This window comes from Tabrizicola sp. (assembly GCF_041911175.1).
Classification (GTDB): Bacteria; Pseudomonadota; Alphaproteobacteria; order Rhodobacterales; family Rhodobacteraceae; genus Tabrizicola.
The window spans coordinates 32287-54531 of sequence record NZ_JAYRPN010000079.1; the positions used below are offsets into that span (position 1 = coordinate 32287).

General features: G+C 64.7%; 27 protein-coding genes and 2 tRNA genes. 8 read left to right on the forward strand and 21 right to left on the reverse strand.

Annotation, left to right across the window (positions count from 1 at the left end; all coding sequences use genetic code 11):
- Positions 1-32: 32 nt before the first annotated feature.
- From ACE3P6_RS10390 to ACE3P6_RS10430, 9 genes are all read right to left on the reverse strand, one after another.
- Entirely contained in the window at positions 33-1253 is a 1221-nt protein-coding gene (locus ACE3P6_RS10390) for a cysteine desulfurase (protein WP_374394559.1), read from the reverse strand.
- A complete protein-coding gene (locus tag ACE3P6_RS10395; RefSeq protein ID WP_374394561.1) occupies positions 1246-1839 on the reverse strand; it encodes a YIP1 family protein in 594 nt (197 codons plus the stop codon). The genes ACE3P6_RS10390 and ACE3P6_RS10395 overlap by 8 nt, the downstream gene beginning before the upstream one ends.
- Positions 1836-2315 carry a YIP1 family protein gene (locus tag ACE3P6_RS10400; protein ID WP_374394563.1) on the reverse strand — a complete coding sequence of 160 codons (480 nt, stop codon included), beginning with the start codon at positions 2313-2315 and terminating at the stop codon, positions 1836-1838. The genes ACE3P6_RS10395 and ACE3P6_RS10400 overlap by 4 nt, the downstream gene beginning before the upstream one ends.
- 10 nt (positions 2316-2325) lie before the next feature.
- The gene (sufD, locus tag ACE3P6_RS10405) at positions 2326-3621 is read right to left on the reverse strand and encodes a Fe-S cluster assembly protein SufD (protein ID WP_374394565.1); all 1296 of its coding nucleotides are present in this window, start codon (positions 3619-3621) and stop codon (positions 2326-2328) included.
- On the reverse strand, positions 3621-4376 hold the full coding sequence (sufC, locus tag ACE3P6_RS10410) for a Fe-S cluster assembly ATPase SufC (RefSeq protein WP_374394567.1): 756 nt from the start codon (positions 4374-4376) through the stop codon (positions 3621-3623). The genes sufD and sufC overlap by 1 nt, the downstream gene beginning before the upstream one ends.
- 16 nt (positions 4377-4392) lie before the next feature.
- Positions 4393-5964 (reverse strand): glycosyltransferase family 2 protein, encoded by a 1572-nt coding sequence (locus tag ACE3P6_RS10415; RefSeq protein WP_374394568.1) that lies wholly within the window; start codon positions 5962-5964, stop codon positions 4393-4395.
- A 92-nt stretch (positions 5965-6056) separates the two neighbouring features.
- Positions 6057-7574, reverse strand: a complete 1518-nt coding sequence (gene sufB / locus ACE3P6_RS10420; protein ID WP_374394570.1) for a Fe-S cluster assembly protein SufB — start codon at positions 7572-7574, stop codon at positions 6057-6059.
- Between the two features lie 12 nt (positions 7575-7586).
- Positions 7587-8630 carry a cysteine desulfurase family protein gene (locus ACE3P6_RS10425; RefSeq protein WP_374394572.1) on the reverse strand — a complete coding sequence of 348 codons (1044 nt, stop codon included), beginning with the start codon at positions 8628-8630 and terminating at the stop codon, positions 7587-7589.
- Positions 8627-9100 (reverse strand): Rrf2 family transcriptional regulator, encoded by a 474-nt coding sequence (locus ACE3P6_RS10430; RefSeq protein ID WP_374394575.1) that lies wholly within the window; start codon positions 9098-9100, stop codon positions 8627-8629. Before ACE3P6_RS10430 ends, ACE3P6_RS10425 begins: the two co-directional genes overlap by 4 nt.
- 177 nt (positions 9101-9277) lie before the next feature.
- Here ACE3P6_RS10430 and ACE3P6_RS10435 point away from each other — a divergent pair, with 177 nt between their 5' ends.
- The 7 genes from ACE3P6_RS10435 (at position 9278) to ACE3P6_RS10465 (ending at position 13887) form a co-directional block, all read left to right on the forward strand.
- Positions 9278-9937: an alpha/beta hydrolase gene (locus ACE3P6_RS10435; RefSeq protein ID WP_305545666.1), complete on the forward strand. Its 660-nt coding sequence runs from the start codon at positions 9278-9280 to the stop codon at positions 9935-9937.
- Positions 9937-10206, forward strand: coding sequence for a hypothetical protein (locus ACE3P6_RS10440; RefSeq protein WP_374373714.1), 270 nt, complete (start codon positions 9937-9939; stop codon positions 10204-10206). Before ACE3P6_RS10435 ends, ACE3P6_RS10440 begins: the two co-directional genes overlap by 1 nt.
- Complete coding sequence (locus ACE3P6_RS10445; protein ID WP_374394577.1) at positions 10203-10802, forward strand: HD family hydrolase; 600 nt, start codon at positions 10203-10205, stop codon at positions 10800-10802. The genes ACE3P6_RS10440 and ACE3P6_RS10445 overlap by 4 nt, the downstream gene beginning before the upstream one ends.
- A 1-nt stretch (position 10803) precedes the next feature.
- The gene (locus ACE3P6_RS10450) at positions 10804-11127 is read left to right on the forward strand and encodes a hypothetical protein (protein ID WP_374394578.1); all 324 of its coding nucleotides are present in this window, start codon (positions 10804-10806) and stop codon (positions 11125-11127) included.
- A 108-nt stretch (positions 11128-11235) separates the two neighbouring features.
- Positions 11236-12450, forward strand: a complete 1215-nt coding sequence (locus tag ACE3P6_RS10455; RefSeq protein ID WP_374394580.1) for an NADP-dependent isocitrate dehydrogenase — start codon at positions 11236-11238, stop codon at positions 12448-12450.
- 146 nt (positions 12451-12596) lie between these two features.
- Positions 12597-13220 (forward strand): YitT family protein, encoded by a 624-nt coding sequence (locus ACE3P6_RS10460; RefSeq protein WP_374394582.1) that lies wholly within the window; start codon positions 12597-12599, stop codon positions 13218-13220.
- A 64-nt stretch (positions 13221-13284) separates the two neighbouring features.
- Positions 13285-13887 carry a YitT family protein gene (locus ACE3P6_RS10465; RefSeq protein ID WP_374394583.1) on the forward strand — a complete coding sequence of 201 codons (603 nt, stop codon included), beginning with the start codon at positions 13285-13287 and terminating at the stop codon, positions 13885-13887.
- 94 nt (positions 13888-13981) lie between these two features.
- Here the strand turns inward: ACE3P6_RS10465 and ACE3P6_RS10470 are convergent, their stop codons facing one another.
- The 6 genes from ACE3P6_RS10470 to ACE3P6_RS10495 all read right to left on the reverse strand — a co-directional run bounded on the left by ACE3P6_RS10470 (position 13982) and on the right by ACE3P6_RS10495 (position 17403).
- Positions 13982-14356 (reverse strand): hypothetical protein, encoded by a 375-nt coding sequence (locus ACE3P6_RS10470; protein WP_374394585.1) that lies wholly within the window; start codon positions 14354-14356, stop codon positions 13982-13984.
- Positions 14357-14378: 22 nt separating this feature from the next.
- Positions 14379-14741, reverse strand: coding sequence for a helix-turn-helix domain-containing protein (locus tag ACE3P6_RS10475; RefSeq protein ID WP_374394587.1), 363 nt, complete (start codon positions 14739-14741; stop codon positions 14379-14381).
- A gap of 150 nt (positions 14742-14891) precedes the next feature.
- Positions 14892-15860 (reverse strand): phage protease, encoded by a 969-nt coding sequence (locus tag ACE3P6_RS10480; RefSeq protein WP_374394589.1) that lies wholly within the window; start codon positions 15858-15860, stop codon positions 14892-14894.
- A complete protein-coding gene (locus tag ACE3P6_RS10485; RefSeq protein ID WP_374394592.1) occupies positions 15860-16294 on the reverse strand; it encodes a hypothetical protein in 435 nt (144 codons plus the stop codon). The genes ACE3P6_RS10480 and ACE3P6_RS10485 overlap by 1 nt, the downstream gene beginning before the upstream one ends.
- A gap of 3 nt (positions 16295-16297) precedes the next feature.
- Positions 16298-17191, reverse strand: a complete 894-nt coding sequence (locus ACE3P6_RS10490; RefSeq protein ID WP_374394595.1) for a Mu-like prophage major head subunit gpT family protein — start codon at positions 17189-17191, stop codon at positions 16298-16300.
- 134 nt (positions 17192-17325) lie between these two features.
- Positions 17326-17403: transfer RNA gene (locus tag ACE3P6_RS10495), tRNA-OTHER, on the reverse strand.
- Between the two features lie 601 nt (positions 17404-18004).
- Here ACE3P6_RS10495 and ACE3P6_RS10500 point away from each other — a divergent pair.
- A tRNA-OTHER gene (locus ACE3P6_RS10500) sits at positions 18005-18080 on the forward strand.
- Position 18081: 1 nt separating this feature from the next.
- Here ACE3P6_RS10500 and ACE3P6_RS10505 read toward each other — a convergent pair.
- From ACE3P6_RS10505 to ACE3P6_RS10530, 6 genes are read right to left on the reverse strand one after another with little or no spacing between them, the layout of a single operon-like run.
- Entirely contained in the window at positions 18082-18513 is a 432-nt protein-coding gene (locus ACE3P6_RS10505; RefSeq protein WP_374394597.1) for a regulatory protein GemA, read from the reverse strand.
- Complete coding sequence (locus ACE3P6_RS10510) at positions 18510-18866, reverse strand: hypothetical protein (RefSeq protein WP_374394600.1); 357 nt, start codon at positions 18864-18866, stop codon at positions 18510-18512. Before ACE3P6_RS10510 ends, ACE3P6_RS10505 begins: the two co-directional genes overlap by 4 nt.
- Positions 18863-19102 carry a hypothetical protein gene (locus ACE3P6_RS10515; RefSeq protein ID WP_374394602.1) on the reverse strand — a complete coding sequence of 80 codons (240 nt, stop codon included), beginning with the start codon at positions 19100-19102 and terminating at the stop codon, positions 18863-18865. The genes ACE3P6_RS10510 and ACE3P6_RS10515 overlap by 4 nt, the downstream gene beginning before the upstream one ends.
- Positions 19103-19146: 44 nt before the next feature.
- Entirely contained in the window at positions 19147-19935 is a 789-nt protein-coding gene (locus ACE3P6_RS10520; RefSeq protein WP_374394604.1) for an AAA family ATPase, read from the reverse strand.
- Between the two features lie 36 nt (positions 19936-19971).
- Positions 19972-21984: a hypothetical protein gene (locus ACE3P6_RS10525; protein ID WP_374394607.1), complete on the reverse strand. Its 2013-nt coding sequence runs from the start codon at positions 21982-21984 to the stop codon at positions 19972-19974.
- Entirely contained in the window at positions 21981-22178 is a 198-nt protein-coding gene (locus ACE3P6_RS10530) for a hypothetical protein (RefSeq protein ID WP_374394609.1), read from the reverse strand. Before ACE3P6_RS10530 ends, ACE3P6_RS10525 begins: the two co-directional genes overlap by 4 nt.
- Between the last annotated feature and the right edge of the window lie 67 nt (positions 22179-22245).

Here is a 22245-nt window from a genome sequence, read left to right on the forward strand (position 1 = left end):
AAGGCCGCGGGGGTTTCAATGCCGGAAGCGCGTCAGGCGAAGAGATCGTGCGCCAGCTCCAGCGCGCTGATCAGGGCGTCAACTTCCCCAGGGGTGTTGTAGAGCCCGAAAGAGGCCCGGCAGGAAGCGGTGATCCCGTACTGCGCCAGCAGCGGCATGGCGCAATGGGTGCCGGCGCGGACGGCGATGCCGCGCTTGTCAAGGATGGTGGAGATGTCATGCGCATGGGCCGCGCCCTGCATGGTGAAGGAGAAGATCGCCCCCTTCCCCGCCGAATTCCCCTGCACCGTCAGCCAGTTGAGACCCTTGAGCCGGTCGCGGGCATAGTCCCGCAGGGTGCGTTCATGCGCCGCGACATTCGCCATGCCGAGGCCCATCAGATAGTCGAGCGCCACGCCAAGCCCGATTTGTTGGACGATGCCGGGGGTTCCGGCCTCGAACTTCATCGGCGGGTCGTTCCAGGTGACGGTGTCGCGCGTGACCTCGCGGATCATGTCGCCGCCGCCCAGGAAGGGCCGCATCTCGGCCTGGCGTTCGGCGCGGATGTAGATGCCGCCGGACCCCGAGGGGCCGTAGAGCTTGTGCCCGGTGATCGCGTAGAAATCGCAGCCGATGGCCTGTACGTCGACGGGCATATGGACGGCGGCCTGCGAGCCGTCGACCAGCACCGGCACGCCCTTTTCCCGCGCGCCCCGGCAGATCGCGGCCACATCGACCACGGTGCCCAGCACGTTCGACATATGCGTCACGGCCACCAGCTTCGTCTTCGGCCCGATCGCATCCAGCACCGCCTGCGGGTCAAGATCGCCGATCGCGTCCACCTCCACCCATTTCAGCACCACCCCCTGCCGTTCGCGCAGGAAATGCCAGGGCACGATGTTGGCGTGATGCTCCATGATCGACAGCACGATCTCGTCGCCGGGTTGCAGGCGCGGGGCGGCCCAGGCGTAGGAGACAAGGTTGATGCCCTCGGTCGCGCCGGTGGTGAAGACGATCTCCGCCTCGGACGCGGCGTTCAGGAAGCGGGCGATCACGGATCGGGTGGATTCGTATTTCTCGGTCGCGAGGTTCGACAGGAAATGCAGGCCGCGGTGGACGTTGGCATATTCCTCGGAATAGCCGCGGGTGATGGCATCGATCACCACTTGCGGCTTCTGCGCCGAGGCGCCGTTGTCGAGGTAGACCAGCGGCTTGCCGTTCACCTGACGGCCAAGGATCGGGAAATCGGCGCGGATCTTCTGGACGTCATACATCGGCAAAGGCCTCCGGGCCGAGGATCAGGACAGTCGCGGTGCCAAGGATCAGTCCGGCGGCAAGCCCGGTCAGCACCAGCCCCAGAAGCACCTTCCCGCGTGAGCGGAAGCCGTGCAGTTCGGCGGTGAAGACAGTCATCAGCCAGACGAAAAGCGCAAAGCCGGCAAGGCCGATGATCCCGGCCAAGGGCGGGGCGATCAGCGTCGCCACCAGCTGCACGACCTGCAGCGCCAGCATCAGCAGTTGCAGCCAGACCACGACCAGCAGCGCATCGGGGAAGCTGCCGTGTCCGCCGAAGGCCCGCCCGACACGGTGAACCAGCACAACGGTCAGCGCCAGGAACAGCCACTGGAAGACCGCCGCGCGGAAGGGGCTGGCCAGCATGAAACGGCTGAACGGGTCAAGTCCGCCAAGGTCCGAGCCGACCTGAAGGCTGGCCAGCAGCGACGAGACGACCGCGACCAGCAGCAGCCCCGCCGTCCGCGCGCGGATCGGCACGTCCTCGGCCAGAAGCACGCGGGCGGCCTGCCGGGGCTCTTGCAGCGTCAGTTGCGCCAAAGCGCCAATGCGGTGGGAAAGCGTCATCCGTGCTCGGCCTCGTGCAGAAGCGTGGCCCAGAGCCAGAGGAACGCCACCCCCGCCAGCAGCGTCACGGCGGTCAGGCCCGGGCCGGGCCCGATCATCCCAGCGACCAGGCCTTGCAGAAGCATCAGCGGCCCGATGCAGGCCAGCGCCCAGAAGAGCGCGATCCGCGCGCCGTACCATGTGCCCTGCCCGCCCATCGCCCGCGCCGCCAGGTGGCCGAGTGCGGCCAGCCCGTACCAGACCGGAATGGTCGCCAGCACGGCAAAGGCCCGCGCCATGATGCGGGGCGTCGCCGAAGGTTCACCGGAAAGGAACGCCTCGCGCGCGGCGACAGGCCATTGTCCGACGAAGGCCAGCGCCAGGAAGATCAGCAGGAACGACAGCGCAAACGGCTCGGACACCCCGCGCGCAAGGTGCTGGCGCAGGATGGCGCGCGGTCGCGCCCAGGTGGCGACAAGGTCGGTGGTGACGCTCATGCCCCCAGACTCACCCCTTCGTCCCGTGCCGCGCCAGCCAGCGTTCCAGCCGGGCGCGGATGTCCTCGGCGAACTCCTCGTCGGCGATCTCCTGGATGGCTTCGGCAAGGAAGGCGAGGACCAGCAGCGCCTGCGCCGTCCGCCGGGGCACCCCGCGCGATTGCAGGTAGAAGAGCGCGGTCTCGTCGATGGCGCCGGAGGTGGAGCCGTGGCTGCACTTCACGTCATCGGCGTAGATTTCCAGCTCGGGCTTGGCGAGGAACTGGCTGTCCTCGTCCAGCAGCAGCGACTGGCTGATCTGGTAGCCATCGGTCTTCTGCGCGCCGGGCTTCACCAGGATCTTGCCCTGGAATACTCCCGTCGCGCCGTTCATCAGCACCTTCTTGAACACCTGCCGGCTTTCGCAGGCAACGGCGGCATGAGTGATGAAAACCGTGTCGTCGTGATGGAACTCGCCGTCACCGACGGTGGCCCCGGCCAGATGCGCGCGGCCCTCGTCGCCGGTCAGCTCGACCACCGCCTCGTTGCGGGTCAGGCGGCCGTTGGCAGTCAGCGTAAAGGACCGCAGCTCGGACTTCGCCCCAAGGCGGGCGAAGACATGCGTCACCGCGCGGCGTTCATGGTCGCGGCCCTGCAAGCGGATATGGTGGAAGCTGGCGCCGTCTGCCACCTCGACCTCCAGCACCTTGGAGAAGCGCGCGGCGGCGGGGCCGTTTTCCAGCAGCGTCAGCTCCGCCCCCGGCTCCAGCTTCACGCAGTGGTGCAGGATCGCGTCCGAAGTCTCTGAGTCGTGGACATAAATCAGCGACACGGGTTTCGTCGCCCTGCCAGTGACATGGATCAGCACGCCATCCGTCGCATGGGCGGTGTTCAACGCCGCGAAGGGCCGCGCGACCGGGGACTGGCCGCGCGCTTCCAGCACACCGTACAAGCCCTGCGCCCAGTGGATGTCCTTCGCCCCGGCCTCTGCCAGCCGTTCGATGGTCACGCCGGAGAGCGTCAGGTCGTCCGAGGCCGCCGGGTCGAAAACCCCATCGACGAAGACGATCTTCAGCCGGTCCATGCCGTCGAAGGGCGCGGCCTCGTCGCTGGCATCGAAGCGATGCGCGACCGGGGCCTCCGGGGCGTTCAGGCTCGCCGGGTCGGTGTAGCGCCAGTATTCATCACGCCGCGCGGGCAGGCCCATCGCGGTCAGCCGGGTCAGAGCCTCGGTCCGCGCGCCCACCAGCCAGCCCTTGCCCGAAACGGCAGGAAGGGCCGCAAGACGCGCCGCCAGCGCGTCTTCCTTCGTCTTCGGCAGTGCCATCAGCCCACCTCGTTCAGGATGTCGGCATAGCCGTTGGTCTCGACCTCCAGCGCCAGCTCCGGCCCGCCGGTCTTCACGATCCGGCCCGCCGCCATGATGTGCACCACGTCCGGCTTGATATGGTCCAGAAGCCGCTGGTAATGGGTGATCACCAGGAAGGACCGGCCTTCGCTACGGAGCGCATTGACCCCATCGGCGACAAGCTTCATCGCGTCGACGTCCAACCCCGAATCGGTTTCGTCCAGGATGCACATCCGGGGTTCCAGCATCGCCATCTGCAGGATTTCGTTGCGCTTCTTCTCGCCGCCGGAAAAGCCCACGTTGACCGGGCGCTTCAGCATCTCGGCGTCGATCTTCAGCGTCTTGGCCTTCGCCCGCACGAGTTTCAGGAAATCGCCCGCGCTGAGTTCTTCTTCACCGCGCGCCTTCCGCTGCGCGTTCACCGCCGTCCGCAGGAAGGTCATGTTGCCGACGCCGGGAATCTCCACCGGATACTGGAAGGCCAGGAAGAGGCCCGCCGCCGCACGCTCTTCCGGCTCCATTTCCAGCAGTTCCTTGCCGTCCAGCGTCGCCGAGCCTTCCGTCACCTCATAGCCGTCGCGGCCGGACAGGACATAGCTGAGTGTCGACTTGCCCGACCCGTTCGGCCCCATGATCGCATGCACCTCGCCCGCGCCGATCTTCAGATCGACGCCGCGGAGGATCACCTTGTCCTCTTCCTCAAGTTTGACGTGCAGATTGTTGATTTCAAGCATGTTTTTTCCTTTGTCGTCAGCGCGGATCAGTGAACCAGCCGATGGCCTGGGTGACCATCTCGGGCGGGATCGCGCCGGGGGTGACGGTAAAGCGGGCCATGCGGCCGACCATTTCTTCCTTGCGGGCCAGGCGCTCGACGCCGTGGTAGTAGCGCCGCTTGGCATAGTCATCGAAAAGCACCGTAGTAGGGCGCTTGGCACGTAGCAGGACTGCGACAAGGCAGGAGGCGCGGAAGCGACCGTCGATCAGCACGAGATCGGGCTCCTCGAAGTCCGGGCGATCCCAGACGGACAGGGCGTAGGACGGGAACTTGGCGTAAGCGTTGGCTTTCAATGGCGTGCCCCAAGCGCCGGTCGGGCCGATGTCGGCATGGTGAACAGACGCACGGGAGGAGATCGCCGCAAGATGGTCTGCCAGACGTTCCGCCCAAGCCCTGTCGCTTTCAACGCTCATGACCCGGCATCCGGCTTCCGCTGCGAGTACGGTGGAGCCGCCACTGCCATATTCCAGGATGACGCGAGCCTTTGGATAGGTCTCCCGGACATATGCGCTTTCGGCTGCCGGGAAGGTCAGTTCGAAAACGGGTTCGGACGGTTTGGCCGGATCGTCGGCAGGCTCCGCTACTGCGGGTGCGGACGGGGATTCGGGGTTGGCCATGATGTCCTTCACAAGCATGGCGGATCGAGCAGAGGCTGCCGCGACCGCCGGATTGGCCAATAGCCGCTCGATCCCCGCGGTGACGGCATCCTGCCAATGCAGAATCGTCCGGTCCTCCGCCTCGTTGCGGTCATTTGTCTCGAAGAACTCGGGTGTATGCCGCAGGTTCGCGCCACCCACGGCGTCAGGCTTGTAACCGCGACCGCGATTGCGCTTCAGAGCGAAGAAATCCGGGGTCCGCACCATGTAGTGATTGATCTGGGCAAGCGCCCAACCAAGTTCTCCATCGGCGACCCGCGCGGTCCCGCCCGAATCCACACCTTTCAACCAACGCAAATGCATCCTGTAAGCGTCGCTTGCGGTGGCGCCAGTGCCGACCAAGACGTCATCAAGTCGCAGATCAGTATTGCGGGCTACAAGCGGGCGATGGATTCCGAAACGTGCAAAGCCACGGAAGTTCTTTGAATGGTGGTATAGGGTCTTCACCTGGTCATTTCCGGCAAAGCCTTCTGCCGATGCACCAACGAAATCGGCACTTACGAAACGACCGGGAAACGTTTCGTTCCCATTTGCGCCGAAGATGCGCCAGTTGACCAAGGCACACTGCTGGCTTCCAATGGCAGCTACCAAGGCGCCTACGGTGCGATCACCCGTGTGAACGTTCAGAAACTCATCCGCATCAAGCCAAAGATACCAATCGCCATCCCGATATCCGCACTGTTGCGAGAATGCGATCGAAGCAAGCTGTTGTGCGGATCGCCCGTGAACCGGCAGGCTCCGAATATGCGTAACTTGCGCCGCCTCTCCCAGCGCCACCAGCAATTCCTCTGTTCCGTCGTTTGAAGGGTTGGAACAGATGACGATCTCATCGAAGCCAATGGCCTTGTGGTAGGCGATCCATTCGAGAAGGAAGGGTGCTTCGTTCTTCATTGCCGAGAACAGCACCTTCCGGCCCGTCCCTTGGGGACGTGCCGCCACTGGGGCTTTGGCCTGCACAGCCTCAGCCTCTGCCCGACCCTCCATCACCCGACCGAGCCTTCCAGCGAAATCGCGACCAGGCTCTGCGCCTCCATCGCGAATTCCATCGGCAGGGCCTGCAGGACCTCCTTGCAGAAGCCGTTCACCACCAGGGCGACCGCCTCTTCCTCGTCCATCCCGCGCGAGCGGCAATAGAACAGCTGGTCGTCATCCACCTTGGACGTGGTCGCCTCATGCTCCACGCGCGAGGAATTGTTGCGCACTTCGATGTAAGGCACGGTATGCGCGCCGCATTTGTCGCCGATCAGCAAACTGTCGCACTGGGTGTAGTTGCGGCTGTCCTTGGCCTTCGGATGCATGCTGACCAGCCCGCGATAGGTGTTCTGCGCCCGGCCCGCGCTGATCCCCTTGGACACGATCCGCGACTTGGTGCGCTTGCCCAGATGGACCATCTTGGTCCCGGTATCGGCCTGCTGGGCGTTGTTGGCGATGGCGATCGAATAGAACTCGCCCTGCGCATCGTCGCCGCGCAGGATGCAGGACGGGTATTTCCAGGTGATCGCCGACCCGGTCTCAACCTGGGTCCACATCACCTTGGCCCTATCGCCCCGGCAATCGGCGCGCTTCGTCACGAAGTTGTAGATCCCACCAACCCCGTTCTCGTCGCCCGGATACCAGTTCTGCACCGTGGAATATTTCACCTCGGCATCCTTCAGGATCACGATCTCCACCACCGCCGCGTGCAGCTGGTTGGTGTCGCGCTTCGGCGCGGTGCAGCCTTCCAGGTAGCTGACATAGGCACCCTCGTCGCAGACGATCAGCGTGCGTTCGAACTGGCCGGTGTTTTCGGCGTTGATGCGGAAATAGGTCGACAGCTCCATCGGGCAGCGCACGCCCTTGGGGATGTAGACGAAGGAACCGTCCGAGAAGACGGCGGAGTTGAGGGTAGCAAAGAAGTTGTCGGTCGGCGGCACCACCGAACCCAGATACTGCTTCACCAGCTCGGGATGTTCGCGCACGGCCTCGGAGATGGAGCAGAAGATCACCCCGGCCTTGGCCAGTTCCGCCTTGAAGGTCGTCCCCACCGAAACGCTGTCAAAGACCGCGTCCACCGCCACTTTGCGCGGTTCCGCCTCACCTTCAACACCGGCCAGAAGCATCTGTTCCTTCAAGGGAATCCCAAGCTTCGCATAGGTCGCCAGCAGCTTGGGATCTACCTCGTCCAGGGACTTCGGCTTTTTCGCCATGCTCTTCGGCTTGGCGTAGTAATACTGGTCCTGATAGTCGATCTCGGGGTAGTTCAGCATTGCCCAGCGGGGCTCTTCCATCTTCAGCCAGCGCTGGTAGGCCGCCAGACGCCAGTCCAGCAGCCACTCCGGCTCGCCGTTCTTCTGGCTGATCAGGCGGACGATGTCTTCGGACAGGCCCTTCGGGGCATATTCCGTCTCGATCTCGGTTTCCCAGCCGTATTTGTACTTGCCGGCCATCGCCTGCACGGTCTCGATCGTCTCGCGGTCGACGCCGTCGCGGACATCCGGGGTGGTTTCGAGAATCGCGGTCATCGGCGTTTCCTTTCAGGCAGCCCGCGCGCGGGCCTTGGCATAGGCGGCGGTCCAGGCGCTCCCGAACCGCAGCACGTCGTCTTGTCTCACCCCGGGCCCGATCGAGACCCGGATCGCCTGCCCGGCCAGGGCTTCGCTGTAGCCCATCGCGGTCAGGACACGGCTGGCCCGCACCTTGCCCGAGGAACAGGCCGAGCCTGCGGACACCGCAAACCCGGCAAGATCCATCGCCATCACCTGCGTCTCGCCCTTCCAGCCGGGCGCGATCAGGCAAAGGGTGTTCGGCAATCTAGGCGAACCATTCCCGACGGAAATAGTCTCAATTGCCGCAGCCGACAACTGCGATTCTAGAATATTTCTAAGTTCGGCGACTTCGTCCCAGACCCCATTCGCCAGATCGCGCGCGGCGGCCTCGGCGGCGGCGGCGAACCCGGCGATGCCGATCAGGTTCTCGGTCCCCGCCCGGCGCCCCATCTCCTGCCCGCCACCTTTCAGCTGCGGCGGCACTTCGATGCCCTGCCGCACCACCAAGGCGCCAATCCCCTTCGGCCCGCCCAGCTTGTGCGCCGAGATGAGCCCCATCTCGCAGCCCAGCCAGTTGAAGGCGAAGGGCACCTTGCCGAAGGCTTGTGTCAGGTCGCTGACCGCAAGACCCTGCGGCAGATCCTGCATCACTCCGGTTTCGCTGTTCGCCAGTTGCAGCGCGGTCCGGGCGGGATCGGCCACTGCCACCCTGCCCTGCTCGTCGACTGGAAGGCTCGCCTCGCACCAGGCCGCCACCGCATCATGCTCCACGCCTGCGCAGGCGAGGCCGCGCCCTGCACAGGCCAGCGCCGCCGCCTCGGTCGCGCCGCTGGTAAAGACGATGTCCGCCCCTTCGGCCCCCAGCGCCGCCGCGATCTTCGCACGGCTCCGTTCCATCAGCGCCTTCGCCGCCCGCCCCTCGGCATGGACCGAGGACGGGTTGCCCACCACCTCCATCGCCGCGACCATCGCCGCCTTCGCCTCGGGGCGCAGCGCGGTCGTCGCGTTCCAGTCGAGGTAGAGCCTCGTCATTCCTCATCCACCACGCGGAACAGCGAGGGCACCGCAGGGCATGGGGTCAGGTCGTTCTTCACCACGTCCGAAAGCCGCACTTGATGCAGGAAGACATAGACATTGGCCGACAGGCTTTCCCACAGCCGGTTGGTCAGGGACTGCGCCCGGCTGCCCGAAACGGCCCCGCTCGCCCCTGCCCCGGTGTGCATGGCATCGACGGTTTCCTCCACCGCCTGCATGACGTCGGAAATGCGGATCTGGTCCGGCGACCGCGCCAGCTTGTAGCCGCCGCCCGGGCCACGCACCGCCTCGACCAGCCCCGCACGGCGCAGCTTGACGAACAACTGCTCCAGGTAGGGCAGGCTGATGTCCTGCCGCTTCGAGATCGCGGCCAGCGAGACCAGGTCGTCGCCGCCCGATTTCGCCTCGGCCAGCGCCAGGTCGGCCAGTGCCACCATCGCGTAGCGTCCCTTGGTCGAAAGCTTCATGCCACCCTCCTGCCCCCGGCTTCGGGGAATCGCAACCGCATTGACGCCGCGCGCAGGCGGCATTACCTCAGTCAAGCCCCGAAAAGTCGGCCGGGATCGGTTCCGGCCCACTTTAGAACGGTTCTAGTTTAGCCGAGCGAAAGCGTCAAGAAATCGCTCCCGCATGAGAAGTAAGCAATGCCCGAAGTCATCTTCGCCGGCCCCGATGGACGCCTTGAGGGCCGCTACCATCCGCAAAAGGACCGCGACGCCCCGATTGCCATCGTACTGCATCCGCACCCCGCCTATGGCGGAACGATGAACAACAAGGTCGTCTACAACCTGCATTACGCCTTCTACAATCTGGGCTTTACCGTGCTGCGCTTCAACTTCCGCGGCGTCGGAAGGTCGCAGGGCGAATATGACCAGGGGATCGGCGAGCTCAGCGATGCCGCCAGCGCGCTCGACTACCTCCAGGCGATGAACCAGAACTCCAAGCAGTGCTGGGTCGCAGGCTTCAGCTTCGGCGCCTGGATCGGCATGCAGCTTCTGATGCGGCGGCCGGAAATTACCGGCTTCGTCTCGGTCGCCCCGCCCGCCAACCTCTACGACTTCTCCTTCCTCGCCCCCTGCCCGTCCTCGGGCCTGATCATCAACGGCACCGCCGACAAGGTGGCCCCGCCGAAAGACACCAAGACGCTGGTCGGCAAGCTGCACGAGCAGAAGGGGATCACCATCACCCACACCGAGATCGAGGGCGCGGACCACTTCTTCAAGGACGAAGAGGCGCATATGAAGCCGATGATCCAGACGGTTTCCGACTATGTCCGCCGGAGGATGACCGAGGCGACACGCTGATGGCGACCCTGCAGGAAATGGCCGACCAGCTGGCCGAGGACGTGCTCGCCGCCGAGGTGGAGCTTGAGGACGACCGCTTCTACGAGAAGGTCGCCAAGGTGCTGATGGCAGCCTCGCCGACCTTCCAGGAGGCCTATATCACCTCGGTGCGGGTGCGGCTGGCCGAGCGTCGGGGCCGGGTCTTCCTGGAGCAGGCGCTGGCCGCGAAACGCGGCGAGATCCAGGAAGCACCGGAAGCCCCGATCGACATGGGCGGCATGGGCCATTGAGCAACCGGCTTGAGCGCCAGTTCGCCTTCCTGAACGAGGCCGACCGGCTGAAATCCATCCTGCGCGCGACGACGCTGGTCGACGGCTCGCGCCCCGAAAACTCCGGCGAGCATTCCTGGCATCTGGCGCTTTACGCGCTGGTGCTGGCCGACCAGGCCGCGCCGGGGGTGGACATCAACCGGGTGATCCGCATGCTCTTGATCCACGACCTGGTGGAGATCGACGTCGGCGACGTGCCGATCCATTCGCAGAACGGCACCGCGCATTCCAGCACCGAGACACAGGCCGCCGAGGCGAAAGCCGCCGACCGGATTTTCGGCCTGCTTCCCGATGACCTGCGCGATGATCTTCGCGCGCTCTGGGAGGAGTTCGAGGCCGCCGAGACCCCCGACGCCCGCTTCGCAAAATCGCTCGACCGCGTGCAGCCGGTGATGGCCAACCTGATGTCCGGCGGCGGGACCTGGAAGACCTATGACGTGACCTTCGCCCAGCTGGAAGCGCGGGTCGGCGTGAAGATCGCCAAAGGCGCGCCGGGATTGTGGGAGTGGGTCCGATCCCGCGCATTCGCCTGGTTTGCGGCCAAGAAAGACTGCTGACATGGAACCCTGCTACCCCCCATTCGACATCGAAGACTGGAGAGCCATCCCGGTGATCGAAGAGCGTGTCGCGACACTGGATGACGTGAACTACTGCAACGCGGTGTTCGCGGCAGGCCAAGGCCAATCCGAGGTCGTGGCGACGCCCGGTCTGCCGGCGCTCGCCGTCGTGAAAAACGCCAATGGCAGCAAGACCAAGGTCGTCATCGTCCAGATCGAAAAGCAGATCGGCGGCGGGATGACCGTGGTCGGCTACGTTCTGCCGGAAGGCGGGAACGGGATGGGAACACTCTCTGACTTCGACATTGTCGAATATTCCCGGTAGCTCGGCGACCGCATCAACCAGTACGGTATACAATCGCATACCGCCCTTCCCAAGCCTATGCTTTTCCGCTATGCAGCCCGCAACCGAATCCCCTGACCGGAGTGACCCATGTCGAAGATCAAGGTAGCCAACCCCGTTGTCGAACTCGACGGCGACGAGATGACCCGGATCATCTGGGACTTCATCAAGAAGAAGCTGATCCTGCCCTACCTCGACATCGACCTGAAATACTACGACCTCGGGATCGAGGAGCGTGACCGGACCGAGGACAAGATCACCGTCGACGCGGCCCATGCGATCCAGAAATACGGCGTCGGCGTCAAATGCGCGACGATCACCCCGGACGAGCAGCGGGTCGAGGAATTCGGCCTGAAGCAGATGTGGAAATCGCCGAACGGCACGATCCGCAACATCCTGGGCGGCGTGATCTTCCGCGAGCCGATCATCTGCAAGAACGTCCCCCGCCTGGTGCCGCACTGGACCCAGCCCATCGTCGTCGGCCGCCACGCCTTTGGCGACCAGTACCGCGCGACCGACTTCCGCTTCCCGGGCAAGGGCAAGCTCACGATGAAATACGTCGGCGACGACGGCACGGTGATCGAGCGCGACGTCTACTCCGCCCCCTCCGCCGGGGTCTACATGGGGATGTACAACCTCGACGACAGCATCACCGACTTCGCCCGCGCCTCGCTGAACTATGGCCTGGTGCGGAACGTGCCGGTCTACCTCAGCACCAAGAACACCATCCTCAAGGCCTATGACGGGCGCTTCAAGGACATCTTCCAGCAGGTCTTCGACGCGGAATTCGCCGAGGAGTTCAAGAAGCGCGGCCTGACCTACGAACACCGGCTGATCGACGACATGGTGGCCTCGGCGCTGAAATGGTCGGGCGGCTATGTCTGGGCCTGCAAGAACTATGACGGCGACGTGCAGTCCGACATCGTGGCGCAGGGCTTCGGCTCGCTGGGCCTGATGACCTCCGTGCTGATGACGCCCGATGGCAAGATCGTGGAAGCGGAAGCCGCCCACGGCACCGTGACCCGCCACTACCGCGAGCACCAGAAGGGCAAGCAGACCTCGACCAACTCCATCGCCTCGATCTACGCCTGGACCGGAGGCCTGAAGCACCGTGCCAAGCTCGACAACAACGAGGCGCTGATGCGCTTCGCCACCACGCTGGAGAAGGTGACCGTCGACGCGGTGGAAGACGGCTACATGACCAAGGACCTGGCGCTTCTTGTCGGGCCGGACCAGAAATGGCTGACCACGATGGGCTATCTCGAAAAGGTGGACGAGTATCTGAACAAGGCGCTTAAGGGATAAGCGCAGGCTCGGTGCCAACCCACCATCCATCGCGCGGGCCGGAGGGAAACTTCCGGCCCTTTTTCTTCGCCACGACATTATAGGTCAGTCTTATTGACTTTAAATGCGGCAGAAGGTATGACCTTCCTGCCCGCGAGGAGTCCCCCATGCCCGACCGTCCCGACCAGATCACCGACCGCCCGCGCCACAGTGCGGTGGACGACGCCCAGGGCATCGCCTTCGGGGTGACAATGGCCGCACTCGGGATGCATATCCTGACCCATATGGGCTTCGTCACCGGCCAGACCACCGGCCTTGCCGTGCTGATCGCGCATCTGACCGGCCTGCCCTTCCCTGCCGTGTACTTCGCCGTCACCCTGCCCTTCCTCGGCCTCGCCTGGCGACGGATGGGCGCACGCTTCGCGCTGAAGACGCTGGCGACGACCGCCGCCCTCTCGGGCCTGGTGGCTGTCCTGCCGGGCTGGATCGAACTGGGCCGGATCGAGCCCACCGTGGCCGCCGTGCTCTTCGGCCTTCTCTTCGGCATCGCCGGGCTGGCGGCGATCCGGCATGGCGGCAGCTTCGGCGGCCTTTCGGTGCTCTGGATCGAGTTGCAGGACCGCACCGGCTTTCCTGCCGGCCATGCGCAGCTTCTGTCCGACGTGGTGATCTTCGGCCTTGCCGCGCTGGTGATGCCGCTGGATACGCTGGCCCACAGCTTCCTCGGCGCGGCGGTCTTTTCGCTGTTCCTCGCGGTCAATCACCGTCGCGACCGCTATATCGCCGCCTGACCCTAGGCGCACCTGCGGCATTGCTGCACTTGCGGTCGGTTGCCGCCCCGGATAGCCGGGCGGCATGACCGACCCCGAAAAGCACAGCCTGATCGAGGATGCCCAGGGCATCGCCTATGGCGCCACGATGGCGGCCTTCGGCATCACCATCCTCACCCATCTCGGCCTTGTCACCGGCCAGACTGCGGGCCTTGCGGTGCTGATCGCCTATGCCACCGGCTGGGGCTTCGGCCCGGTGTTCTTCGCGGTGAACCTGCCCTTCTACCTTCTGGGCTACCTGCGCATGGGGCTGCGCTTCACCGTCAAGACCTTCGCGGCGGTGGCGCTGCTCTCCGCCCTGTCGGTCTGGATGCCGGGGCAGGTCAGCTTCGCCACGCTGAACCCCTGGCTTGGCGCGGTGCTGTTCGGCTTCCTCTCCGGCTCGGCGCTTCTCGCGCTCTTCCGCCACGGGGCGAGCCTGGGCGGGGTGGGCATCCTGGCGCTGATATTGCAGGACCGGCTCGGCTGGCGCGCGGGCTGGGTGCAGCTGGGCTTCGACGCCGTGCTTTTCGCGCTGGCCTTCCTGGTGGTGCCGCCCAAAACCGTGGCGATCAGCTTCGCAGGCGCGCTGGTGGTGAACCTGGTCATCGCCGTCAACCACCGCCGCGACCGCTATATCGCAGCCTGATGTGGTGTAACCAATTCTCCCGGAATGTTACCAATTAAGCCGGAAGAGCCGGGGGAGGGCGGTGAATTCCGGGATCAGCTGATGACAGCCGGTATCAGCCGATTGAGACTCCTGCCCGAGGTTCGCGCTGCCGTCGGAACCAGCGGCTGAGAGACGAACGCGAGGTGCGCTGGTCTGGCGGGAACGCCGCCTCGACGGCCTGCACGATCTGATCGTATGTCAGGGTTTCGATCAGATTCAGTACGAAGGCTCGCAACTCGGCATCGGTGTCGAGCTTCGACGGGGTGCCGGAACGATGTGCGGCCCGCCATGCGGCCAGATCGGTGCCAGTGTTCAATGGGTCGTTGAACGCGGCCTTAACACCGCCTTCAAGCTCGGACGAAAGCAGCTCAACCGACCGCCGCGCCCGGTCCAGATCGGCCAGGGCCGAGGCGGCAAGGCACTTGGCATTGGCTCGGCTCGGTCTCACCTGCGGCTCTTTCTACATGGCCTCACGCGATGCGCCCCTCGTTGATGTAGTTCCGTACCGTCACATCGGTTGTGCGAAGGGTGCGGGCGATCTGGGCGACGGAATGGCCCTGCCAGTGCAGCATGAGGGCCAGCCAACGCCGGGCGAGGGGGACGCGCCGGACATGTTGGCCGATGCGATGGTGACTGGCCATGCGGGCTGCCGCTTCCGCGCCGACTAGGGCGCAAAGCGCAGAGGCCGCGCCCCCATTTGCCGGGATATAGAGTTCCGCACCTCCGAAACGCAGCAGGAACTGCACTGCCAGCTCGGCGCCGAGGCATTCGACATAGGGCGCGACCTGGGCAGAGGCGCGGGGCATCGGGCGGGCAGGAAGCGTGGAGGGCATCGGCGGAACCTCGTGGCAGAGATGGGTTGCGCCCGCTTCCGACCAGGCACGGAAGCGGGCGCGGGTTTCGGCCCTGCGGGTAGACGCGAGGGCCGAAGGCGGCTGTCCAACCGCCAGGAACGACCGGGGCTCGTGACCTCCCGACCGATTTCAGGACAGCAATGCGCCGGGTTTCAGGCCGAGCTGGGCGCAGATGGCGGCCTCTTCCACCGTATCGGCAGCGGCGCGTCCGGCAGGATGCGGCGGGATGCCCGCAGCGTGGGATTCACGGAGCAGATGCGCAAAGGGCGCGGGCGACTTCGAGATGAAGGTATCGAAGCTCTCGACATCCTGCATGCAAAGCGCGGTTGCCCAGGAGCGCATAGCAGGCGTGATATGACCGGCACGAAGCGCCGCCTCCACCTTCGCGGTGGCCTCGGATTCGCGCATGGTCGCGATGCGGGTATTGCGGTCGGACAGCAGTTCCCTGACTGCGTCCACCGGCACAAATCGGGTCGGATCGGACTGTTCCCTGGCCAGCGCCGTGCCGGGCAGCAAAGCGGCGAGGATGGCAGAGAGGACCGCCGCCGCGTCGCTGTCAGGCGCAAGGCCCAAAGCCTCGGCCAGTCGGGGCAGGAGCTGCGGATCGGGCTGTGCGGGCTTGCGCTCTTCGGGTGCAGGCATGTCGGGTTCCTCATGCGCAAGGGCGGTCAGGAGAAGGTTGGGGTTGTGGACGAGGCCCGCACCCTTGAGCCGCACGACCTGCCGCGTCTGGGGATGGAACATGAAGGACGGGCTGAGGTAGCGGTATTCCCGCCGCCCGATCAGCTCCCGCGCGGTGGCCGTCCATTCGACGCGACCCCAGAGGCCCGTGTCGTCAGCCCTCAACTCCTTGATCCAGCCCGCAGCGGGAACCGGGCCTTTGAGCTTTGCTTCGGGCCGGTCGTTCTGGTGTTCGTAGTCAATAGGCAGATCGACACCCCGCGACTGGAAATCCAGCATCAGGGCCGCAGGGTCCGCCAGATCGAAACGGCGCCCGTCGCGACCGGTCATGTCACCCGCGGGAAGAAGATGAACCCATTCCGGGGCACCACCAGGCGCAAGAGCGCGGTCGCAGACCGCTAGCGACAGGCCCGCCATCAGATCGCGCTCCGCGTCACCTCCTCTTCCAGCCGGACCCAGACCTTGCTGCCTTCGATCCCATCCACGATCCCTGCGGGCGAGCGGGTCGCGGAACCGTTGGTCTTCGCAACGGTCTGATCATCGACGATGTAGCAGAGCTTGCCGATATCGGCCTGCGTGATGGCATCGGCGGCCGCCGAATTGGCGAAGTCGAAGATGCCGGTACGATACTCGACCGAGGCCGCCCCGGCTGCGCCCTCGCTGTTGTCCACCGTCGCTTCGGAGCGACCGATGCCGATGCAGCCGGTTGCCGTGGCCCCCTTGGTGACATAGCCCGCCGCGTTGCGCATGACGATCCCGCCCTTCCAGACCTTGACGGCGGCGGCCGCCGGCTGCACGCGGGTATCGCCGCGCAGCTGGGTGGTGTTGCGTTCTGAAGTCAGCACGGTCATGGCTCAGCCCTTCACGTAAGGAGTGACGATCAACTGGGCCGTGTTGGCCCAGACGTTAGAACCGCCGTCCTCGGTCAGCAGGGCGTTCAGGATTTGCAGCGCCGCAGCCTCAAGTGCAGGCGGCACGACCAGGACGGTCGGCTTCACACCCAGAATGCGACCACCATCGGCGCGGAAGTCCATCATCGCAGCTCGCGCGGCGGCGTAGCTGGTCATGTTCAGCGTGGCTTTCGATCCATAGGCCAGCTGCCACAGACCGAAGCCTGCATTTACCCGCGCCCGCACCCCGTAGAGATACTGGTCGTTCATGAACACATGCGGATCGTTGCTGTCGGTGATCGACTGGAATTCGTAGCCTGACCGCTCCTGCCAGATGATCGGGCGCAGGGCGCGGGAAGTGTCCAGGAGGAACCACGCCGGGCCGGACCCGGCATCCATGTTGCTGACCTCGACCTTCTCGCCGTCGATTTCCAGCTCGTGGTCTGCGGCAAAGAAGGTGCTGCCGTCGAAGCTGGGCGCGGTGAAGCCGTCCTTCAGAAGGCTGAACACCAGCTCCTCCGGATGACGCCGGGCAAAGGTGCCCATCTCGGCGAACATCGGCTTGAAGATGCCCAGCCGGTCATCCTCGACATCCGACCGTTTCACCGCAACCGTGCTTTCGAAGGTGCGGTTGGTGATGGTGAAGCCGTGCGCGGCAAGGTTCTTCACATGGCGCGGCCCGACCCATTCGCGCAGTTGCGGGAACTGTCCGATCCAGCCATAGGACTCGTCCCGCGACGAGCTGGGCACGGTCATGGCGATCTTGTCGTAGTGGGTTTCGGCCTGGTCGAATGCCTCGGTGTAGACGGTCTTGAAACCCCGGAAGGCAAGGTCAAGCGTCTGGCCGTTGATGATCATGCGCGCAGTCCCTGGCTGTCGGATGCGCCGGTCGCACCCCTCGGGACAAGGCGTAACATGCCGGGAAATGGCGAGATCACCCACAAGCGCTTGTGGGTAGGTCCCTGGGAAATCGAAAGAGGGAAATCATGGGCCGCGCGGGGTCAGACTCGAACTGACATCAGTTCCCTGCCAAGCAGGCGAACCCCCTTGCCCATCGGGGTACACCGCGCGGTCGACGTGTCCCCGCCCATTACGTCCAGGGCGTGCATACGGCCGATCCGCAGCGGGCGATGCCCCACGTCAGTCGCAAGATTACAGGTCTTCGGGCCGAATGCAAAGCAGCTCGTGCCTTCGGACTTGTCGCAGATGCAGGCGGCAGGGCCCCGCGCCCGGTTTCCCGGAAACCCTGCATGGCGCTCCGATCAGAAGATCGTGCTACGGCCGCGAGAATATTACCGTGTCACGCCCGCCCCGACAGGATGCCGGATCGGATGCCTTTGCGCAACGGTGAGAAGCGGGATGAAGGAGGGGCGGGCCTCCCTCATTCGCGGCACCTCGCGGTGGCGGACCGGACCCCGGCTTTCCGATGTCTTCATCCTGGTCGAAAGGTGCCATCACGCTCGTTTTGGGTCACCCGGCGACAGGGGTGATCCGGGATTGCAAAATTAAACGCCAAAGAGAGAAAATTAAACGGGTCTACGAGTTTCCGAGGGGTGAGGGGGCCGAAAAGAGAAGAGGGCCTTTCTCGGCCCTCCTACGCAATGTCAAGGGGCGAACCCTTCGGGCCGCCCCTTGTTGCTTTCAGGTTCGCCCGTGCCTATGATCCGTCCGAGGCCGTGTACCCCGATGGGCAAGGGGGTGCGTCGCAAGCGACGGATTGATGTTGGTTCGAGTCCAACCCGGCCTTCTCACCCTACCTTGACGCCGTGCCTGGGCCGGGCCTTCCAGGCTTTCAGGGCGACGATTGCCTTGCGGGCCGCCTCCAGGGTCAGGAAGCGCATGGAGCTGACCTTGTGGTATTTCAGAAGCCAGCCGGTCAGGGCCTCATCGTCGCACGTCGCCTGGTCGTGCAGCTCGCGCCAAAGCTCGCGGATCAGCTCAAGCTGCGCGAAGGTCGCCATGCCCGGCCGGTCGCCATAGCGGGGCCCGCCCTTTTCCAGCGGACGGAACCCGCAGTATTCAGCGAAGCCCATCACGACGGTGAAGCCGTCCTGGTCAAGGTCCTTGGACGTGGTGACGCCCGCGATCCGGACCAAAACCATGCGATAGGTCTCATCGTCCCAAAGCAGCTTGGACTTCGCGACGTGCAGGATAGCCTTCTGGGAATTGGAAAGGGTCATTTCGGTTTCTCCTCTCCGCCCTCGGCAGAGGCGCGGTGTTGCAGGTTCTGTGCGAGCTGCATCAGGTGCTCACCCTCATTTTCAGCGAGGGATTTGAAGTGCGCCGCGCAGATGTTGGTCAGGCTGATCACACCCGGATCGTTCCGGGCGAAGAGGCCGGTCGAAAGGTCTTCACTGAGCAGCTTGAAGACAGCGGCGGCGTCGTGAAGGGCATAGGGCACCGTCTCGGTTGCCCGTAGTCCCCGCTTCTGCTCGGCTTCATACATGCGGATGGAGACGGGCCGGGTCCGATCATCCTGCGGAATGTAGATCGTCCGCGCCTCGATCTCTTCGGGGGTGAGGCGCTTGCTCATTGCACCGGCCCCCCGTCGATCCGCACCGGCTCGCACATGCCGATCAACGTAGCGACCCCGTTTCCAATGATGACGGTCGACTCGGAGTTGGCAATTACACGAGCCAGGATTTGCAGCACGGCCGGACGGTCGATTTCATCGCACCTTATCAGGGTTTCGATTTCTCGCGCATCTGACAAGGTGACGTTCGGATACTCCACACAGACCCGAGCCACGGCGCGGCCGAATTCGTTCATGGACTCGCCGTCAAGGTGAAGGCTCATTCGAAACATGTCCCCCATCACACGTTTCCCCCAGAGAAGAGCATTGCCTTTTCCAGGTGAATCGGGCTGATCGGCCCACCGCCCGCATAGTGCCGCGCCAAGGCGTGAGCCTCGGCCATCTCGCGCAAGTTGCCCCGCTTGGCCCCGTGCTTTGCCAGCGCGCCGCGCAGCGCGTCGTTTTCCGGGAAGAGCCCTTCGGCAAGTGCCCGATATTCGGCCGGTTCCGGCCGGGACAGTTCCACGTTGATCGGGCACCGCGAAAGCAGGGCATCGAAAGTCAGCGCCACGGCCCGACCGCCCTTGGTCAGGAAGTGATGGTTGCCGACCAGCAGAATGCCGAAGGCGGGCTCTTCCGTCATGCCGTCTCGCGCGAGCTGGCCAGCGTCATAGGCATGTCGAAGGGTTTCCAGGATGTTTGGGGCAAGGCGCTGGCATTCATCCACGATCAGAAGAACGCGCTTGCGCCGGCCAGCCCGCCGGAAGGGGTAGCTGCGCAGCATGTAGCCGGTGAACACGTCGAACGGATCGGCCCCACCGTGCCCATAGGCCCCAAGGTCGTAGAGGGCGGATTGATAGAACCGCCGAACCGCCTTGGACTTGTCGGAAGGCGCTTCGATCAGGAAAACATCATCATCGCCCTGCGAAAGCTCTTCCGCGATCTGCCGCAAGGCGAAGGTCTTGCCGATCCCGACCGGGCCGCGCACGATGCCGAGCCGCGCGGTTTCCAGCGCCGCGCGGGCAACGTCCCGCAGGATTGAATAGGCCCCCGTTCGGATGATAGGGGTAATGGGGTGCATCGCAGACATGTGACCTCCTTCGGGTCTTGGGTTGCACATGGGCAGTCAGCGGCGGCCACCGCTGACTGCCCGCTCTTCGGGGGCGTTTGCCCCTTCGATCATCGCCAAGAGCTTCCTTTGCCGCTCGGCGCGTTTTTCCTCTGCAAGCTCTTCCTCGGTCTTCCGGGGCGCGGTCTTGTCGATCACGCGCGGGCCGGTCCACAGGTCCGGCGCGGGTGCCCTTGGCGGCGTCATGTCCGCCGCGCGCTTCTGGTGTTCGAAGGTGGAAACGCTCGGGTCCAGGTCGCGTGCAAGGTCCCGCACGAACTGGTTGGACGCTGCCTCAAGCTGCGCCTGGTACCGCGCCCCAGCCCGGTCGCCATAGGCGAAAGTCGGGGCCAGCTCGATCCGCTCCGGCGCGCGGCCGCGCAGGTTGACCCACGCATAGCCCCGGTCTTTCCGCAGAGGTAGCAGGACCTCGATCTTCTCGCCCGGCATCATCCGGTGCAGGACGGGCCCGTGATACACGCGGTTGTCGATCTTGACCGCGCTTTGGTTGACAGTGCGGGTTTCCGGGCGGCTGAAAATCAGGTCGAAGACCTCTTCCGAAGGCATCCGGGCGGTGAAGTCCGTAGCCTCGATCTTCATTTCCAGCGCCTCTTTCGGAGACAGGCCCGCAAGCCGACTGCCCGCGCCCTGGGGGCGGCTGTTGTAGATTGCAACGCAGGCTTCGATATCCTGCACCAGCTGCCCAAGGCCCAGCGCATAGGGTGCGACGGTCTGCCCCTTGTTCGCGGTCTTCTTGTTGTCCCGCCGCCCGCCAATCCAGCCCGGCAGGCCCTTGAAGACCTGTTCCAGGATGTTGAAGAGCCCTTCGATCGATCCCTTGGACGTAGGGCTGTAGGGCTTGGCGAGGGTCAGGCCGAACTGATCTTGCGCGAGGTAGGACAGCCGCCCCATCGCCGCTGCAAGGGCCGAGTATTCGCCGCCGTTGTCCAAGTAGAAGTGTTCCGGGATGCCCCCATGCGGGGACATGGTGACGTGGGCCAGCGCCTCGGCCACATCGGCCTGCACGATGCCCTGCCCCTTTGAAAGCAGGACCGGCGTCACCCACAGGAAGAGGCTCGACATATCCAGCCAGGCAATCAGGCGCAGACGGATCGGCTCGGCCTGGTCCTGCACCGCGATATCGGCATAGTGCACGTCACCTTGTAGAAGGCTCATCGGTCGGTCGGCAAGGGCAAGGCTCGCCCGGCCCACCGCCCGGTCCTGATAGGTCTTGTGATCCTTCCGCGCGCGGTAGTGCAGCCGGTAGCGTTCAAGGTCGATCCGCTCGGCCCACTTGATATTGAGCTGGCACAAGCCCCGAAGGTCGCGCACCAGGATGGCCGACCCGGCCTCGGTCGAGCGACGGCACAGGATATCGCTGCACAGGCGCAACGTCTCGCGGATCGACGTGCCGTCGATCCCGACCATGCTGCGGGCTTCCCTGATCAACCGCGCCGCGATGGCCGCGCGACGGTCGAAGGGCAGGTCAATGCCCGCATCCCATTCCCTGGTGAAAAGCACCCGCGCCTTGCCCTTGTCGCCACGCGTTTCGGGGATCAGCGCACCGGGGCCGTGCAGCTCATGCGCGCGCACCCAGTCCCGCAAGGTCTTCTCGGAAATGAGGGTAGGAACGCCCCGAATGAAGTGCCGCATGGCGGCAACGGCGCGGAAGGCCTCCGCCCGCTCCGGTGCTCGCTTTTCCAGCCCGATCATCGGCGCGATGATCCGCAACCGGTCCTGTTGCTCTTGCCACTGCCACGGCTCAAGACGCCCGTTCAACGTGTCTTGAACCGAGGCTTCAAAGGGGCTTTCAAAGATGCCAAGCTTCGCCTTCAATTCGGGCGGGCAGCGGTCCACCGCCAGGCCCCAGACCTTACCGCCAGCGCCGCCACGGTTGCCCGGAAGGGCAACGACCGGCAGAGTGATGCCCTTCCACGGTTTGCCTTCAGCCGCCTTCTGGAAAGCCACCTGTGCCGCGCGCGGGCCGATGCCCATCGAAGACGCGAAGATTGCCGGGGACAGATACGTCATGCTGTCTCGCGCAACTTTGCGAGAAAGGACTCTACCAACATCGTGGCCCTTGGTCCCTTACGCCTGCCGGAGACCACCTGCCCCACATGCTGCCGAACAAAGCCATGCTGTTCGCAGAATGCCTTTAATGACGTTCCACGTCTCACCAGTTCGGCCCGAATCTCTTTCAAGAGTTCATCTGAAGGTGTAGACATCGTGACGCGGCCTTGCTCATGTGGAGCCGTTGTTCACAATGAACATACATGCTCACAATGGGACGGT

Coding starts and splice junctions, on each gene's coding strand:
- ACE3P6_RS10390 (WP_374394559.1), bottom strand. CDS start 1,253: ATGTATGACGTCCAGAAGATCCGCGCCGATTTCCCGATCCTTGGCCGT.
- ACE3P6_RS10395 (WP_374394561.1), bottom strand. CDS start 1,839: ATGACGCTTTCCCACCGCATTGGCGCTTTGGCGCAACTGACGCTGCAA.
- ACE3P6_RS10400 (WP_374394563.1), bottom strand. CDS start 2,315: ATGAGCGTCACCACCGACCTTGTCGCCACCTGGGCGCGACCGCGCGCC.
- sufD (WP_374394565.1), bottom strand. CDS start 3,621: ATGGCACTGCCGAAGACGAAGGAAGACGCGCTGGCGGCGCGTCTTGCG.
- sufC (WP_374394567.1), bottom strand. CDS start 4,376: ATGCTTGAAATCAACAATCTGCACGTCAAACTTGAGGAAGAGGACAAG.
- ACE3P6_RS10415 (WP_374394568.1), bottom strand. CDS start 5,964: ATGAAGAACGAAGCACCCTTCCTTCTCGAATGGATCGCCTACCACAAG.
- sufB (WP_374394570.1), bottom strand. CDS start 7,574: ATGACCGCGATTCTCGAAACCACCCCGGATGTCCGCGACGGCGTCGAC.
- ACE3P6_RS10425 (WP_374394572.1), bottom strand. CDS start 8,630: ATGACGAGGCTCTACCTCGACTGGAACGCGACGACCGCGCTGCGCCCC.
- ACE3P6_RS10430 (WP_374394575.1), bottom strand. CDS start 9,100: ATGAAGCTTTCGACCAAGGGACGCTACGCGATGGTGGCACTGGCCGAC.
- ACE3P6_RS10435 (WP_305545666.1), top strand. CDS start 9,278: ATGCCCGAAGTCATCTTCGCCGGCCCCGATGGACGCCTTGAGGGCCGC.
- ACE3P6_RS10440 (WP_374373714.1), top strand. CDS start 9,937: ATGGCGACCCTGCAGGAAATGGCCGACCAGCTGGCCGAGGACGTGCTC.
- ACE3P6_RS10450 (WP_374394578.1), top strand. CDS start 10,804: ATGGAACCCTGCTACCCCCCATTCGACATCGAAGACTGGAGAGCCATC.
- ACE3P6_RS10455 (WP_374394580.1), top strand. CDS start 11,236: ATGTCGAAGATCAAGGTAGCCAACCCCGTTGTCGAACTCGACGGCGAC.
- ACE3P6_RS10460 (WP_374394582.1), top strand. CDS start 12,597: ATGCCCGACCGTCCCGACCAGATCACCGACCGCCCGCGCCACAGTGCG.
- ACE3P6_RS10465 (WP_374394583.1), top strand. CDS start 13,285: ATGACCGACCCCGAAAAGCACAGCCTGATCGAGGATGCCCAGGGCATC.
- ACE3P6_RS10475 (WP_374394587.1), bottom strand. CDS start 14,741: ATGCCCTCCACGCTTCCTGCCCGCCCGATGCCCCGCGCCTCTGCCCAG.
- ACE3P6_RS10480 (WP_374394589.1), bottom strand. CDS start 15,860: ATGGCGGGCCTGTCGCTAGCGGTCTGCGACCGCGCTCTTGCGCCTGGT.
- ACE3P6_RS10485 (WP_374394592.1), bottom strand. CDS start 16,294: ATGACCGTGCTGACTTCAGAACGCAACACCACCCAGCTGCGCGGCGAT.
- ACE3P6_RS10490 (WP_374394595.1), bottom strand. CDS start 17,191: ATGATCATCAACGGCCAGACGCTTGACCTTGCCTTCCGGGGTTTCAAG.
- ACE3P6_RS10505 (WP_374394597.1), bottom strand. CDS start 18,513: ATGACCCTTTCCAATTCCCAGAAGGCTATCCTGCACGTCGCGAAGTCC.
- ACE3P6_RS10510 (WP_374394600.1), bottom strand. CDS start 18,866: ATGAGCAAGCGCCTCACCCCCGAAGAGATCGAGGCGCGGACGATCTAC.
- ACE3P6_RS10515 (WP_374394602.1), bottom strand. CDS start 19,102: ATGAACGAATTCGGCCGCGCCGTGGCTCGGGTCTGTGTGGAGTATCCG.
- ACE3P6_RS10520 (WP_374394604.1), bottom strand. CDS start 19,935: ATGTCTGCGATGCACCCCATTACCCCTATCATCCGAACGGGGGCCTAT.
- ACE3P6_RS10525 (WP_374394607.1), bottom strand. CDS start 21,984: ATGACGTATCTGTCCCCGGCAATCTTCGCGTCTTCGATGGGCATCGGC.
- ACE3P6_RS10530 (WP_374394609.1), bottom strand. CDS start 22,178: ATGTCTACACCTTCAGATGAACTCTTGAAAGAGATTCGGGCCGAACTG.